Source organism: Antricoccus suffuscus (assembly GCF_003003235.1).
Taxonomy (GTDB): domain Bacteria; phylum Actinomycetota; class Actinomycetes; order Mycobacteriales; family Antricoccaceae; genus Antricoccus; species Antricoccus suffuscus.
Genome location: NZ_PVUE01000008.1, coordinates 193,006 through 207,875 on the forward strand (window position 1 = coordinate 193,006; position 14,870 = coordinate 207,875).

General features: G+C 65.8%; 14 protein-coding genes and 1 tRNA gene. 9 read left to right on the plus strand and 6 right to left on the minus strand.

Going from position 1 to position 14,870, the window contains the following annotated elements; translation table 11 throughout:
* Positions 1-198: 198 nt before the first annotated feature.
* Positions 199-1,002 carry an SDR family NAD(P)-dependent oxidoreductase gene (locus CLV47_RS11530; RefSeq protein WP_106349185.1) on the plus strand — a complete coding sequence of 268 codons (804 nt, stop codon included), beginning with the start codon at positions 199-201 and terminating at the stop codon, positions 1,000-1,002.
* A gap of 3 nt (positions 1,003-1,005) precedes the next feature.
* Here the strand turns inward: CLV47_RS11530 and CLV47_RS11535 are convergent, their stop codons facing one another.
* On the minus strand, positions 1,006-1,968 hold the full coding sequence (locus CLV47_RS11535) for an LLM class F420-dependent oxidoreductase (RefSeq protein WP_106349186.1): 963 nt from the start codon (positions 1,966-1,968) through the stop codon (positions 1,006-1,008).
* Positions 1,969-2,070: 102 nt separating this feature from the next.
* Between CLV47_RS11535 and CLV47_RS11540 the strand changes: the two genes are divergently transcribed.
* The 3 genes from CLV47_RS11540 to CLV47_RS11550 are packed head-to-tail and all read left to right on the plus strand — an operon-like array spanning position 2,071 to position 4,375.
* The gene (locus tag CLV47_RS11540) at positions 2,071-2,877 is read left to right on the plus strand and encodes an enoyl-CoA hydratase/isomerase family protein (RefSeq protein WP_106349187.1); all 807 of its coding nucleotides are present in this window, start codon (positions 2,071-2,073) and stop codon (positions 2,875-2,877) included.
* Entirely contained in the window at positions 2,864-3,916 is a 1,053-nt protein-coding gene (locus CLV47_RS11545; RefSeq protein ID WP_106349188.1) for a phosphotransferase family protein, read from the plus strand. Before CLV47_RS11540 ends, CLV47_RS11545 begins: the two co-directional genes overlap by 14 nt.
* 6 nt (positions 3,917-3,922) lie before the next feature.
* Complete coding sequence (locus CLV47_RS11550; RefSeq protein WP_106349189.1) at positions 3,923-4,375, plus strand: MaoC family dehydratase; 453 nt, start codon at positions 3,923-3,925, stop codon at positions 4,373-4,375.
* A gap of 18 nt (positions 4,376-4,393) precedes the next feature.
* Here the strand turns inward: CLV47_RS11550 and CLV47_RS11555 are convergent, their stop codons facing one another.
* Positions 4,394-5,617 carry a YncE family protein gene (locus CLV47_RS11555; RefSeq protein ID WP_106349190.1) on the minus strand — a complete coding sequence of 408 codons (1,224 nt, stop codon included), beginning with the start codon at positions 5,615-5,617 and terminating at the stop codon, positions 4,394-4,396.
* Positions 5,614-6,387: a polysaccharide deacetylase family protein gene (locus CLV47_RS11560; RefSeq protein WP_106349191.1), complete on the minus strand. Its 774-nt coding sequence runs from the start codon at positions 6,385-6,387 to the stop codon at positions 5,614-5,616. Before CLV47_RS11560 ends, CLV47_RS11555 begins: the two co-directional genes overlap by 4 nt.
* Before the next feature lie 215 nt (positions 6,388-6,602).
* On the opposite strand from CLV47_RS11560, the gene CLV47_RS11565 reads away from it, so the two are divergent.
* The 3 genes from CLV47_RS11565 (at position 6,603) to CLV47_RS11575 (ending at position 11,047) form a co-directional block, all read left to right on the plus strand.
* On the plus strand, positions 6,603-7,745 hold the full coding sequence (locus tag CLV47_RS11565; RefSeq protein WP_202862525.1) for a hypothetical protein: 1,143 nt from the start codon (positions 6,603-6,605) through the stop codon (positions 7,743-7,745).
* Positions 7,742-10,333 (plus strand): multicopper oxidase domain-containing protein, encoded by a 2,592-nt coding sequence (locus CLV47_RS11570; protein ID WP_106349193.1) that lies wholly within the window; start codon positions 7,742-7,744, stop codon positions 10,331-10,333. Before CLV47_RS11565 ends, CLV47_RS11570 begins: the two co-directional genes overlap by 4 nt.
* Positions 10,334-10,399: 66 nt before the next feature.
* Complete coding sequence (locus CLV47_RS11575; protein WP_106349194.1) at positions 10,400-11,047, plus strand: DsbA family oxidoreductase; 648 nt, start codon at positions 10,400-10,402, stop codon at positions 11,045-11,047.
* 39 nt (positions 11,048-11,086) lie between these two features.
* Here the strand turns inward: CLV47_RS11575 and CLV47_RS11580 are convergent.
* Positions 11,087-11,160 (minus strand) — tRNA-Gly (locus CLV47_RS11580).
* Between the two features lie 57 nt (positions 11,161-11,217).
* Positions 11,218-12,132 carry an SCO6745 family protein gene (locus CLV47_RS11585; protein ID WP_106349195.1) on the minus strand — a complete coding sequence of 305 codons (915 nt, stop codon included), beginning with the start codon at positions 12,130-12,132 and terminating at the stop codon, positions 11,218-11,220.
* Positions 12,133-12,286: 154 nt separating this feature from the next.
* Here CLV47_RS11585 and CLV47_RS11590 point away from each other — a divergent pair, with 154 nt between their 5' ends.
* A complete protein-coding gene (locus CLV47_RS11590) occupies positions 12,287-12,922 on the plus strand; it encodes an MBL fold metallo-hydrolase (RefSeq protein ID WP_106349196.1) in 636 nt (211 codons plus the stop codon).
* Here the strand turns inward: CLV47_RS11590 and CLV47_RS11595 are convergent.
* A complete protein-coding gene (locus CLV47_RS11595) occupies positions 12,905-14,044 on the minus strand; it encodes an NUDIX domain-containing protein (protein WP_238145370.1) in 1,140 nt (379 codons plus the stop codon). The two genes, CLV47_RS11590 and CLV47_RS11595, sit on opposite strands and share 18 nt — an antisense overlap.
* 96 nt (positions 14,045-14,140) lie before the next feature.
* On the opposite strand from CLV47_RS11595, the gene dcd reads away from it, so the two are divergent.
* Positions 14,141-14,731, plus strand: a complete 591-nt coding sequence (dcd, locus tag CLV47_RS11600) for a dCTP deaminase (RefSeq protein WP_106349197.1) — start codon at positions 14,141-14,143, stop codon at positions 14,729-14,731.
* Positions 14,732-14,870 lie beyond the last annotated feature (139 nt).

The following is a 14,870-nucleotide window of genomic DNA, read 5'->3' on the forward strand; positions in this document are numbered from 1 at the left end:
AGAGGTCAGTGATGGTTTCTCGAAATTCTGATACGAGGAGATCCGCGAACACCGTCAAGTGGCCAGGAGCGAGCCAATCGGGTCCGTTTGTGCCGGCCTGACTGGCCTGGGGTGTCGGCCCCTTCGAACGACTTAGTGCACGGAATTCTCTGCCCAGATCTAGTCTGTGACTGACAGGCTCGAATCTGCGGAGGTTAGATGAGTACCAACCCGAACGGTCGTCTTGAAGGGCGTAGTGCGCTAATCACCGGAGGCGCGTCAGGAATCGGTTTGGAGATCGCCCGCCGATATCGGTCCGAGGGCGCGTCGGTGACACTCGTCGATATCAATCGCGAAGCGCTGGACGCGCACGCGGCCGAGCTTGGCGGCACGTCGTACGTCGCAGATGTCACCGACGAGAGTTCGATGGAAGACGCCGTTGCCGCGGCAGTTAATGCTTACGGCGGACTGGACATCGCGGTCAACGCGGCCGGCGCCGGATTCGTTGCGCCGATTACGGAGCTTCCGCTGGAGGAGTGGCGGCGGATCCTCGACTTGTGTCTGACGGGCGTGTTTTTGTCGGTCAAACACGAGGCGCGCAGGATGAACGACGGTGGCTCGATCATCAATATCGCATCTCTGAATGCGATCCAGCCGGCCGAGGGTTTCGCCGCGTACTGTTCTGCAAAGGCCGGGGTCGCGATGTTCACCAAGGTTGCCGCGATGGAGCTCGGCCCTCGATCGATCCGGGTCAACGCTATCGCGCCGGGGCTCGTGGACACTCCGCTGACGGCCGCGCTGACCGCCCCGCCGCTGAGCGACGAGTTCCTCGACAATGCGCCACTCGGCCGCATCGGCGTACCAAGTGATATCGCCGACGCCGCGTTGTTCCTGGCATCGGACGATTCCTCCTGGGTGACCGGGGATCTGCTGTCTGTCGACGGCGGGGCGCACACCCGCCGCTACCCGCAGGTGCTGGCTGCCGTCATGGCTGCCGAGGCGGCGAGCGTCACCACAGACTGACCGCTAGTCCCGTGGAGCGAGCGCGCGGGCGGCCTCCAACGGACCCATCTCGGTCGGCCACAAGGAGATGACCGGCGTGGTAACGCCGTTGCTGACGTACCTGGCGAGGTGCTCCCGGCATTCCTCCGGCGAGCCGTGGATCACCAGGGCGTCGACGACGCTGTCCGGGATCGCGGTGAGGGCGCCCTTGCGATCGCCCGCGTCCCAGGCGTCCCACATCGGCTGGAGCTCGGTGCGGCCCAGCCATTCGTGGAACTTGCGGTAGACCGGCACGTTGAGGTACGCCGCGATGTGCCGTCGGGCGGCCTCCCGGATCTTTGCCGCGTCCGTCGTCGGTGCCACGAAGATCCGTGCGACGATCTCCTTGTCGGGCCCGCCGGCGTGGACGTACGGCGCGATCTTGAGTACGTCGTCCGCGGACAGCCAGTTGATCACCGCGCCGTCGGCCTCCTTGCCCGCCAGACGCAGCATTCCGGGACGCAGCGCGGCGATCAGGATCGGCGGCGCTACCTCCGGCACGATGCCGTTGCGGAACCCGCGGACCTTGAACGTCTCAAACTCCTCGTCCACGCGTTCGCCGCGCAGCGCCTTACGCAAAAAGCGAGCCATATCGCGGGTGCGCTGGAGTGGCTGCTCGAACGAGATGTCATTCCATCGCTCGACGATTACGTCGGACGACGTACCGATGCCGAGCACGAACCGGCCTGGTGCGGACGCGGCCATCGTGGCCGCGCTCAGCGCCATAACGCCGGGTCCACGGGTGAACACCGGAATGATCGCCGTACCGAGACGAACTCCAGGCGCGGCGACCGACGCGATCGCGAGTGGGCTGAACCCGTCCGTCCCGTTTCCCTCTGCGGACCAGAAGTCGGTGTAACCCGCCTTCGCCAGTTCGGCGGCCACTGCTGCCTGCTCGCTCAGCGGTAAGCCGTCAAGCGGGATCGTAATTCCGAATCGTCCGGTCACCGTGGTCTCCTATACGTCGGGCCTGCCCGAATCCTTTGCAGTGCTAACTTAGCGAAGACCCGAAACGAATCTCACAGTCGACCACCGACCTTTGGAGGCCACATGGCCGAGAATCAAGGCAACGACGGCGTCGAGGATGCCGGCTACGGAGACATCCTCTACGAATCACACGACCACGTCGGCGTCATCACTCTCAACCGCCCCGACGTACACAACGCCCTGCGGCGCCGTACCTATGACGAGCTCGAGGACGCGGTCCGTACGTCGACCGACCGGGTGCTCATCATCACCGGCGCAGGACGGTCGTTTTGCTCGGGCGACGACGTGCGGGAGCTGATGGGCGGCGGGGACAAAAAGAAGGCCCCACGCCCGGCACCACGGCTGACCCCTGCCGCGGATGCGCTGTTGCACACCGATATTCCCGTCATCGCCGCCGTCAATGGCTCGGCAGTCGGTTGGGGCATGGAACTCGCGCTCTTCGCCGACTTCCGGGTCGCCGCCCGCAGCGCGAAGTTCGGCGAACTGTTCGTCAAGCGCGGCCTGTGCAGCGACGTCGGCGGGATCGGCCGACTGGCCCAGCTCATCGGCCGCGAAGCGACGGCTGAGATGCTGTTCACCGGCGAGGTCATCAGCGCCGAGGATGCGAAGGAAATCGGGCTGGTACGCCGGGTTGTCGATGATGTTGAGCTGATGCCGACCGCGCACGAACTCGCCGCAAAGATCGCAGCCAACCCGCCGCTGGCAGTCAGCGCGCTGAAGTCCGGTTTGCGTCGGTCGCTGGATCCGGACTGGGCGTCGCTCGGCCGCTGGGTCAGCAGCACGCTGGGCGAGCTGTTCAAAACCGAGGACCACCGCGAAGGGGTCCAATCATTCCTAGAGAAGAGAGACGCGCACTATGTCGGACGCTGAGGTCGAAACCCCTGGCATCAACCCGGAAACCGTCGAGCCGTGGCTCGGCGACCACGTCGACGGGATCAAGCTGCCGGTCGAGTTCTCACTCGTGTCAGGTGGCCGGTCAAACCTGACCTACCAGGTCAAGGACGCGGCCGGAGTCGTCCGCGCGTTGCGCCGGCCACCGACAGGCGGTGTGCTCAGCACCGCACACGACATGAGCCGGGAGTGGAAGTTCATCTCCGCGCTCGCGCCGACGGACGTGCCGGTGGCCGAACCGTTAGCCTACTGCGAGGACCGCGATGTCACGGGCGCGGACTTCTACGTGATGGGGTACGTCGACGGCACCGTGCTCAACGGCGTCGAGGAGGCCGAGACGCTCAGTCTGGACGCCAGGCGGCGCGTCGGTGAGGACACGATCGACGTACTGGCGCGGATGCACAGCATCGATCCGGACGAGGTCGGGCTGGCTGAGATGGGCCGCAGCGCAGGCTATCTGGAACGCCAGCTGAAGCGCTGGCAGCGTCAGGTGCACCAGTCCGGCGCCGACGAGCTGGACATCCTCGACAAGACTCACGACGCGCTGCTGGCCGGGATGCCTGACCAGACCAGCGGCATCGTGCACGGGGACTACCGCCCCGGCAACATGTCATTCGACAGCGACGGCTCGATCCTTGCAATCTTCGACTGGGAGCTTGCGACGCTCGGCGATCCGTTTGCCGACCTTGGCTGGCTCATCACGACATGGGCGCGGCCCACCGACGAGCATCCGCCGACGACCGGTGGTCCCACGATGGCCGACGGGTTTGCCAGCCGCGAGGAGCTGGTCGAGCGGTATGCGCGGCTGTCCGGCCGGGACGTGTCCGATCTGCCTTACTGGGAAGCATTCTCGCGTTGGCGCTCGGCTTGCATCACGGCCGGCGTACGGGCTCGTTATCGCGCCGGCGTCATGGGCAACGACGGGTTTGCCGAGACGATCACCAAGGAGTCCCGACTCGAACAGGCTTATGCGGCGTACGCCGCCGTCCAAGAGCTCGGCCTCCTGAAGAAGGGCTAACGTCAGATGCTGGAACAGAAGTACTTCGAGGACTTTTCGATCGGCGACCGGTTCGAGTCGCCATCGAAAACCCTCACGGACGCGCATTTCATGTTTTTCGCAGGGCTGACCGGCGATGCGCATCCAATGCACTACGACGTGCATTTCGCCGCGAATACGTATTTCGGTAAGCCGACAGCGCACGGACTACTGCTGGCATCCATGACCGCGCTGGGCGCCAACGAGTTGCAGATGTATGTCCACGAGTCGATCGTCGCGTTCTTGTCCGAGACGATGGCGTTTAAGAAACCCGCGTTCGTCGGTACGACGGTGCACCCGTATCTCGAGGTCACCAAACTGAAGCCGTCGTCAAAGGGCGGCATCTTGACGCTGCGTGCCTGGCTGGAGGACCAGGACGGTGAGGTCCTCGTCGACGGCGAGCATGTCTATCTGGTCCGATCCCGCTCCGCGGCCGGTTAGTTGGGTTAGGCCCGCAACCTAGCGGAGGATCCCGGTGTGGCCGAGAGAGTAACGGCCAGGCAGTGGCCACACGCATAGACCGTGTGGGCCCTTGCCGACCGGGATCTTCTTGATCAGATGGCCGTCGACGGTGCTAATCGCGTAGACAACGCCGTTGTAGCGACCCGCGACCCAAAAGATGGTGCCGTCCGCCGAAATGTTACCCATGTCTGGGCTGCCGCCCCCGGGGATGACCCATTTTGCCGTCAACTTACCGGTCGCAAGGTCGAGCACACTGATGCTGCCTTCGCCACGGTTTGTGATGAACAGCCGAGTGGCGTTCCGGTCGACGTATAGGCCGTGTGCCTCTTTGCCGGTAGCGATGAACCCCTTCACGGCGGTGGCGTTGCCGTCGATGATGTAGATGCCGTTGGCCATCATGTCGGCGACGTAGAACACCGACCCATCCGGGGAGAGCTTGACATCTTGCGGCATGCCACCCGGGTGCGGTAGGTCGATCAGGTGAAGGACGGTTTCGGTCGCAACGTCAACCACAGCCATCCGGTCGGCGAACTCGCAGCTGACGAGCATCCGGCGCCCGTTGGCAGTGAAGTCGAGGTGGTCGATGCCGGCGCAATTGGGCACCGATAGCTGATGTTGCAGCTTCCAGGTGTGCGGGTCGTAGAAGTCCAGCCGTTTGCGGTCTTCAGCCACGACAATCGCATGCAGGCCATCAGGGGTGAAGTAAAGGTTGTACGGATCGTCGATGAGGAACGGGGCGCCGATCTGACCGGTCTTGGGGTCGATCGGAGTCAGTGACCCGGGCCCGAGGTCCGATGCGACGTACAGCGTCTTCAGGTCGTACGACGGTACGACGTGCTGCGGCTCGGTGCCCATCGTGATCGGATAGGTGCCGATCACCGCCATCGTCTGCTGGTCGATGATCGTCACCGAGTTGCTTTTGCTGTTGGGCACGTAAACCAGCGCCCGGTCGCCTTGCACCGTCGGGCTGAAGTTGTTGGGGGTGTCGGCCGCATACACGTTGGTGGGGGACAGCGGAGGCGGCATCCCCGGAAGTAGATCGTCGGTCGACGCGGGACTCGAGGTCGCGGCGCTCGAGGCGCTCGAGGCGCTCGAAGATGGAGGCGACGAACTCGACGACGTGGAGTCGGCGGCCTGACTGGACGAGCACGCTCCGGCCGAGGCGATCAGCGCGCCGAGGATCGCGAGCACTCGCAGCCGAGATGCGGTAGGCGCTCTCATGCGCGCAGCAGGTGGGACACGGTGACCGGCGTCAGACCCCGCGACGCGAGGTCGGCAAGCACCCCAGGCATAGCCGAGATAGTCCCGGGGTGACCGAGATGCATGCTGACTATGGATCCGCCGGTCGCGGTCGCGGTCTGCTTGTGAATCACGCTGACTCCCGGGTCCGTCCAATCCAAAGAGTCCACATCATAAGACAGACACACCGGATAACCCAGCTGCCCGGCGATCGAGCGAATCAGTGGAGTTGAGTGCTGTGCGCCGGACTGTCGGAAATAGCGCCCTGGTGCGCCCGACAGCTTGACCAGCAAGTCGCGGCACTGCGCGATCTCCGAGGTGGTCGCCGCCGCGTCGAGGTTGGACAGCGTCGGGTGGGTATAGGTGTGGTTGGCCAACTCGTAACCGTGGTCGGTGATCGTCTTGGCCATCGACGGGTTGGCTGCCAACCAGGTGCCCACGGCGAACACGGTGATCGGGACACCGCGGTCACTGACGGCTGCGAACAGCTCGTTAGCGAGCGCGGGATCGCCGGAACCGTGGAAGGTGAGGGCCACCTCTTGCCGAGTGCGCGGCCCGTTGGCGACTTCGACCGACGGGCCGCCGGACGGAGGCGCGCTGGAGGAAGAAGTTGCCGGCGGCGTACTACTTGCCGGCGCGGTCGACGATGTTGACGGTGTCGCAGCGTGCCGGACGGCGCGGCTGCACGCGGCGGCGCCAGCGATTATCGCGGCGGCAGACAGCACGGCACGCCGTGAGTACTTCGGGTTCATTCGTTCAGACTATCGAGCATGAAGTGGGCTTTAGATGAGAACGCGAGCCAAGATCGAGTCGCCGGCGCAGTTTTCATCACATCAGCGATGCGGGGGCAGAAAGGACGTTGTTCTACGTGTCGTAGTGCTGCCCGCTGGCGGAGTGTGTAATCGATTTAATACAATTATTCCGTGAAAAAAAATCGGCTGGCTTGGCTCCGACCGCTCGGCGAGCGATGACAACACCATCGCCGAGTACATCTGTCGCCGGCGTGCGCAGAGCGCGGGTGGTCAGGATCGGCCGAGCGAGGCTAGTCCTGCTCATTCCCGGCGCATTTGCGTTGCTGGCAGGCCTGGATGCCGCACTGATTCTGCTGGGAATGCCCGCCCCGGTCACGACCACACGCCTGCCGCAGGTGCATGGGCCATTACTGGTGCTCGGATTCGTCGGCACTCTGGTCGCGCTTGAGCGGTCGGTCGCGCTCGCGCGGATCGTCGGGTACGCCGCACCACTTCTCCTGGGGCTGGGCGCGATAGCCCTCGTGACGCCGCTGCCGATTACCGTCGGCAAGGCGCTGCTCGCGGTCGGGTCCGCCGCGTTCGTCGTGCTGTATATCCCGCTGTGGCGACGAAGCCGCGACGTTGCGGTGCTAGTGCAGGTTCTCGGCGCCGTGCTCGCCACCGGTGGCGCGCTGCTGTGGCTCGGCGGCGTGGACGTGCCCCACCTGCTTCCGTGGCTGGCGGGTTTCGTCGTACTGACGATCGCCGGCGAGCGCCTCGAACTGGCGCGAGTAGCGGTGCTCTTGGCGCAGGCCGTCCGCTCGTTTCAGGTCGCGTGCGCCGCGTTCCTGCTGTGCGTCGCCGCCAGCCTGCTCTGGCCGGCCGTCGGCTACCGACTGTTGGGCCTGTCGCTGCTGGCCATCGTGCTGTGGTTGGCGACGTACGACGTGGCGAAACGGACCGTGCGCGGCACCGGGCTGGTCCGCTTCAGCGCAGTATGCCTGCTGATCGGCTACTTCTGGATCGGGTGCGCCGGAACGATCTGGACCTTGAACGGCCTGGTCATTGACGGCGCGGCGTACGACGCGGTCATCCATGCGGTCTTCCTCGGGTTCACGATGTCGATGATCATGGCGCACGCCTCGGTGATCCTGCCGGCCGTCCTGCGCAGGCCGCTGCCGTACCGGCCAGTCTTCTACCTGCCGGCCCTGCTGCTGCACGCCTCATTACTGCTGCGGTTGCTCGGTGGCGACGCGTGGGGCAACTCGGCATCGTGGCAATGGGGCGGCGTTTTCAACGTCGTCGCGCTGCTGCTGTTCGTCGTCATGGCCGCCTGGTCGTCGATCCGCGGCGTACCGAAGCGTGATAGGGCATCATGAGCCGCGCCGCGTGGCACCTGAGAGCGAACGCGCCGATGGCCGCATGGCTGGTCGCGTTACTCGTGGTGTCGCTGACCCACTCATTCATTCCCGCGTCGCGGTGGCTGCTTATCCATCTGCTGTTGCTGGGTGCGGTCACTAACGCGATCTTCGTGTGGAGCTCGCACTTCACCGAGGCGCTGCTGCGTTCACCGCCCGGGAAGGGCGTGCAACGCGCGCTCGCGCCGCGGCTCGTCGTACTCAACGCCGGCGCGATCGCCGTCATGGTGGGCGTCGTCTCGGCCGGATGGGTCGTCGTACTGATTGGCGCGATTTTGGTTGCCGCTGCGGTGCTGTGGCACGGGGCCGCATTCGGCGTCGCGATGCGCCGGGCACTGCCGTCGCGTTTTGGCGCAACCGTGCGCTACTACCTCGTAGCTACCGTGATGCTGCTGGTCGGCGTGACGTTCGGGGTGCTGCTGGCGCACGGCGTCGGCGGCGGTCTCGCGTGGCGCCTCGGACTGGCGCACGCGACGGCCAACGTGCTGGGCTGGGTCGGCCTGACGATCACCGGCACGCTGGTGACGCTGTGGCCCACGATGCTGCGGACCCGCGTCGCCCCGGGGGTCGAGCGGGCATCCGGGCACGCACTGGTGATCTTGCTGGTCGCGCTGGTGGTCATGATCGTGGCGATCCTGTTCGGGTGGCGGTACGTCGCGGCGGCCGGCGTCCTCGGCTATCTCGCGGGAATCGTCGTACTGGCCCGGCCGATGGTGGCGGAGGCACGTCAGAAGCCGCCGGCGGCGTACGCGACGTGGTCGGTGGCTGCTGGCGGGTTCTGGCTGGTCGGGTCTCTGGTCGCGTTGACGGTGATCCTTGTTTCGTCGAGCTGGCCGGCCGTGAGCTCGGCCGTGGGCACGCTTGTCGCGCCGCTTGCCGCCGGCTTCGTCGCTCAAGTGCTGTTCGGCGCACTGTCCTACCTCGTGCCGATGGCGCTCGGCGGAGGCCCGGCGATCTCTCGGCGTACCACCGAGATCATGAACAAAGGCGCGGGCTGGCGGCTGACGCTGATCAACGGCGGGATGATTCTGTGGCTGCTGCCGACGCCGAGCCTGGTGCGGGTCATCTGCTCGGCGCTCGCGCTCATCGGCTTCGCCGCCGTACTGCCCGTCATCGGTTGGTCGATCGTCGCCTCCCGCCGCCCCGCCCCGGATCCGAGCGGCAATGCGGTGCAGGAACGTACCCGGAAGGTGAACACCCCGCCGCGGCAGATTGGGTCCGTGACGGCCGCCCTCGCCGTACTCGTGCTCGGTGTCGCGGGCGGTGTGGCGGTCGATCCGCCCGCGGCCGGGCATGGGACCGCAGTGTCCGCGGCAAACGGGGTGACGCCGACCGGCCACACGACCGAGGTCTCCGTCACCGCCGACAACATGCGCTTCACGCCGTCCTCGGTCGACGTACCGGCCGGCGACCGCTTGATCATCAAGGTCACCAACACCGACCAGGTTGTGCACGATCTCGTGCTCGCGACCGGCCAGACCAGTGGCCGGCTCTCGCCGGGGCAGTCCGCGCAGGTCGACGTCGGCGTGGTGGGCAAGAGCATCGCCGGATGGTGCTCGTTGCCGGGGCACCGACAGCTCGGCATGGTGTTCGCGGTCAATGTTGCCGGGAGCTCCGGGTCGGCCGGCTCGATGGGCGGCATGGACACGCAGTCGGGGGGTGAGTCCGCGGCGTCGTCGATCGACCTGGGCAAGAACCCCGCGAGCAGCTTCGTGCCCGCCGATCCGACGGTCGCACCGGCGCCCAACGGCACTACCCACAAGCTCACACTGACGGTGAAGGACGTGAAACGTGAGGTCGCGCCCGGCGTCGTACAGACGCTGTGGACCTACAACGGGACGGTGCCGGGCCCGACCCTGCGCGGCAATGTCGGCGACACGTTCGAGATCACGCTCGTCAACGACGGCGACATGGCGCATTCGATCGACTTCCACGCGGGAGAAGTGTCACCGGACGAGCCCATGCGCTCGATCAACCCCGGTCAGTCACTGGTCTACACGTTTGCCGCACACCACAGCGGGATCTGGTTGTATCACTGCTCGACGATGCCGATGTCCGCCCATATCGCAAACGGCATGTTCGGCGCGGTCATCATCGATCCGCCGAACCTCGCGCCGGTGGATGCGGAGTATCTATTCGTCCAGTCCGAGTACTACCTCGGCCCGAGAGGCGGCGTCGTCGACCCCGAGAAGGTCGCGACGAAGAAGCCTGACCTGGTGGCTTTCAACGGGTATGCGAACCAATACAAGTACCGCCCGATCACGGCCCATCCCGGTGAACGGGTGCGCATCTGGGTGCTCGATGCGGGGCCTAACTTGTCGACGGCCTTCCACGTCGTCGGCACGCAATTCGACACGGTGTACGCCGAAGGCGCCTACCTTCTGAGCCCCTCCGACGGGCTGGACGGAGGCAGCCAGGTCCTGTCGCTGTCGGCGGCGCAAGGCGGGTTCGTGGAACTGACGTTCCCTGCGGCGGGGCACTACAGCTTCATCTCGCACGTGATGTCTGATGCCGAGAAAGGCGCGGCGGGGGTCTTCGCGGTGAGCTAACCGCTTACGGTCAACTCAGCTGCGCACTCGGGGAATGATCGTCGCGGTCGGCCTGTTGTGTAGTACATGAGAATCGAGATCTGGAGCGATGTCGCCTGCCCGTGGTGCTATGTAGGGACCGCCAGCTTCGAACGCGCCGTCGAGGAGACGGGGGTCGGCGCAGACGTGGTCTACCGCTCGTACCAGCTCGATCCGACGATTCCGATGGGCGGCGACGGCCCCACTGCGGCGGAGCACCTGAGCCAGAAACTCGGCGGGTCCGATCGGGTGGCGGCTATGCACGCGCGCCTTGAAGCGGCGGCCGAGGGGTTCGATATCGACTTCCGCTGGTCGCAGATACGCCGAGCGAACACCTTCGATGCACACCGGCTTCTCGGCTGGGCGCTGCACACTGCGGGGGCCGAGGCCCAGCGGACCCTCAAGAAGACGCTGCTGCGCGGCTACTTCACCGAGGGCCTTGACGTCGCCGACCACCAAGTGCTGGCCGACCTCGCAGCGAGCGCCGGACTCGACCGCGCGGTGGCGATGGCGCTGTTGGATTCTGATGCGGAGGCCGACCACGTCCGCGCCGAGCGCGAAGAGGCCCAGCGCGACGGAATAACGGCCGTGCCAACCTTCGTTCTAGACGGTCAGTTGACGCTCCAGGGTGCGATCGAGACCGACAAGTGGGCGAAGGCGCTCCGGCGCATGAGCGAGGACTCGGGCGGGACCTGATCGACTGCTCGTCGTGCACAGCGACGGGGATTACGTGCGTGGAGCGGGTGACGGGAATCGAACCCGCGCTGTCAGCTTGGGAAGCTGAAGTGATGCCATTTCACTACACCCGCATCATCGGCGGCCAGTTGTGGTGGGCCGCCGATGACACAGCATACTAGGCGGCCCTGCTACTTCTTCTGGGTGCCAGGCAGGAATCCCGCATCGATGATCGACTTGACGAAGGGTCGCGCGGCGCTGAAGACATCGTCCGCATCCTCGACGCCTACCCAGACCGAGGCCGCGGCGTCGTCGGTGAAGTTCTCGACCCAGCGGTAGAGCTCTAGGCCCTGCTCGGTGAGCGTCTGGTTGCCGTCGGCGTTAACGAGCAGACCGCGCGAGGCGAGATCGTCAGCGGCGGCGTTCCACTCCTCGTCGCTCCATTGGCGTGAGCGCTGCGTCGCCGTACGGCCCATGCGGGACGGTTTCGCCGTACTGCCCGCCGGGTGATCGGCCTCGTGGAAGACGAGCGCTTCGGTGGGCACGAGCCCGGCGAGGACCAGCGCCGCGATATGCCCGTCGCCGCGCCACTCGCGAAATAGCGTGAAGGCATGCCACAGCCCGATGTGTGGCGCATCCGGCCACGGCTCGTTCATCCAGGCGGCCGAGAGCGAGCGGCCCATCGTCTCCGCAGGCGTGATGATCTCGCGCAGCCGGCCGACGAGTTTCGGTAGCGCCGGATCATCGATGAGTGGGCCAAACGCGTCCCGCATTGTCTTGTCGATGATGTCGGTGCGCGCCGCGCTCAGGGTCTTCAGATCGCTCTTCTCGTGGGCCTCAGCCCAGCCATCCCGCACCGTGGTCGGGTTGAAGTTATAGAACGTCGAAGCGACAACGGACGCGTCGCACTCGCCCAGCGGTGCCGCCCGCATGCCAAAATAGCGGCCTTTAAAGGACAGCCCGAGCTCCTTCTGCTTTTCCGTCACGTACGGCGAGAAGTAGGCGGTGATATGCAGCGGCTCAAACGACTGGTAGGCCTGGCGAGCGTATCCACGCTCGCGTTCGCCGTACCGGAAACTGCCACCTATCGACTGCGGTTGAGACATGTAGTTCTCCCCATGGGTTGTTGGAGGCGCGGTCTGGCCAATATAGCCATCCGATCCGATCCGGCACCACCGGCGATCTCTGGGTCTGGTCAGCGATCGCGGGTAATGTCCACAACGAGAGTCCCTGACATCGCGGGAAACATAGGGAGCAAAAATGGATCTGACCAAGTTCACGCATGCATGTGTCCGTCTCGACGACGGCAACCGCAAGCTCGTCATCGACCCCGGCGCGTTTTCCGAGTTGGACCAGGCGCTCGACGGTGTCGACGCGGTGCTCATCACCCACGAACACGCCGATCACATCGATGTCGACAAGCTCAAGGCTGCCGCACAGAAGAACTCGTCACTGCACGTATGGGCACCGCGGTCCGTCGCGGACGACATCGCCGCGGAATGGGTCACCGCCGTGGGGCCCGGTGAGACGTTCGACGCTGCGGGTTTCTCGGTCGAGACGTTCGGCGGTCAGCATGCCGTGATCCATCCGAAGATCCCGACCATCACCAACATCTGCTACCTGATCGACGGCAATGTCTATCACCCCGGCGACTCGTTCGACGTACCCACCAAGCCCGTGCAGACGCTGCTGCTGCCGTTGCACGCGCCATGGTCGAAGACGTCCGAGGTCGTCGACTTCGCGGTGTCGGTGCGCGCACCCAAGGCGTACGCCGTGCACGACGGGCTGCTCAACGACGTCGGGATCAGCTTTACCTCTGGGCTGGTTGAGAACTTCGCCGGTCAGCATGGGAGCGCGTTCGCACGGCTCGCGCCGGTCTCAACCGTCTCGATCTAACAGGCGCTCGATCGCCGCGCGTGCCGACTCGGCGCGGGCGACGCGGTCGCGGGTGCGCCGCGGCTCACCGACCTTGGCGAGGTTGAGCAGTCCGGCGTCGCCGCGCGCCTGGCCCTCGGCGATTCGGCCTGCGGCCAGTCGCATCCGCTGCAGGCTCGCGTCGAAGATCTCGCGGGCGTCGTACTTCCCATACGCCTGGGCGAAAAGCGACAACCGGCGCGCGATGTCCGGCGGCACGATGTCACGGTAAAGCGGCATGCACGTCCACGCCGCGAAACCGACGTCGTCAAGTGGTACGCCGGGCCCGGCCATGTCCCAGTCGAACAGTCCGACCGCGTCGTCGCCAGAGAAAGCCCAGTTGTAGGCGCCGGGATCGTTGTGACAGATGATCTCGTCGTCGGCGAGCGCGCGGTCGCCGTACCGCCACGTGACGACGCCTGTCGGCCGGTACGACGCGACCACATCGTGAAACACCCGCAGTCGGCGCGCCACCGCGACAACCTGCGCATCGGTGAGCATCTCGTCGTCGGGTCGGATCGTCGTACCAGGGATGTAGCGCAGGATTTCGCGACCGCGCGCGTCGAATCCCAACACCTCTGGCACCGAGGCGCGGCCATGCAGAAACCGCAGTAGCTCGTGCACGGCCGGTGTCCACGGTCCGGTCGGTCGGCGTACCGTCTCGCCGATCCGCACCGCGCCGCCGGTCCCGCCACCCTCAAGCGGTACGCCGTCCAGCTGCCGCTCGCGCAGCAGTGAGAGGAACGGCCGGTCCGCGTCCATCCAATTGAGCTCGTCGAGCCGCTCGGGCCCGACCCAGCGCAATGCCGAATGTTCCAGCGCCGTTGGCTCGCCGGATGCCAGCGACGCCAGGACAACGCGCAGCGTCAGCCCGGGGCGCACCGGCGAGGACACGCCAAGGTCTGCGCCAGCGACGACGGTGCAGCCGAGCTCCTCCTGGATCTCGCGGACCGCGGCCTGCGCCAGCGACTCGCCGGGTTCGACCTTGCCGCCGGGCAGCTCCCAACGTCCCGCCGCCGCCGGGGGAGAGGTGCGCTGCGCCGCAAGCAGCAGGCCATCGCGTACGACGGCGACACCTACGACGACGCGATCGGTAGATTCCACGTCACGAAGCCTAAGGGAGCGCGCGGCGACCAAGTGCGCTAATCGAGGCCGCGTGCACTAATGTCGTGCGGGGTTAACCGTACGAGGGAGACACGAATGCTGCTGAGCGACCGCGATATCCGCGTCCGGCTGGAGGACGGCGGGCTCGGCCTCGACCCGTTCGACGAAGCGCTCGTCCAGCCGTCCAGCGTCGACGTACGCCTGGACCGGTTCTTCCGGGTGTTCAACAACCAGCGATACACCCACATCGACCCCGCCCAGCAGCAGGACGATCTCACCAGCCCGGTCGAGACCAAGGACGACGAACCTCTGGTGCTGCACCCCGGTGAGTTCGTGCTGGGCTCGACGCTCGAGGTCATCTCGCTCGCCGACGACCTGGCCGGGCGGCTGGAAGGCAAGTCCAGCCTCGGCCGGCTCGGGCTGCTGACGCACTCGACCGCCGGCTTCATCGACCCGGGGTTCTCGGGCCACATCACGCTTGAGCTGTCCAACATGGCCAACCTGCCCATCACCCTGTGGCCGGGCATGAAGATCGGCCAGCTGTGCCTGTTCCAGCTGACCAGCCCCTCGGAGCACCCCTACGGTTCGGAAATCTACGGTTCGCGCTACCAAGGTCAGCGCGGCCCAACTCCGTCCCGGTCGTGGATGAATTTCCGCCGCTGGCCCACCGGCTCAGAGCCCGAGTAGGCGGTACTCGGCGCGTCATTCGCGACGGATGACGAGTTTTTAGTGACTGTGCGGTCAAGGGATTGTCGCAACACCCTGAAACCGTGAATCGAGGCCGGTATGGGTATCGAGGTAGACGCGCGTGAGGCAGTGATCAGAC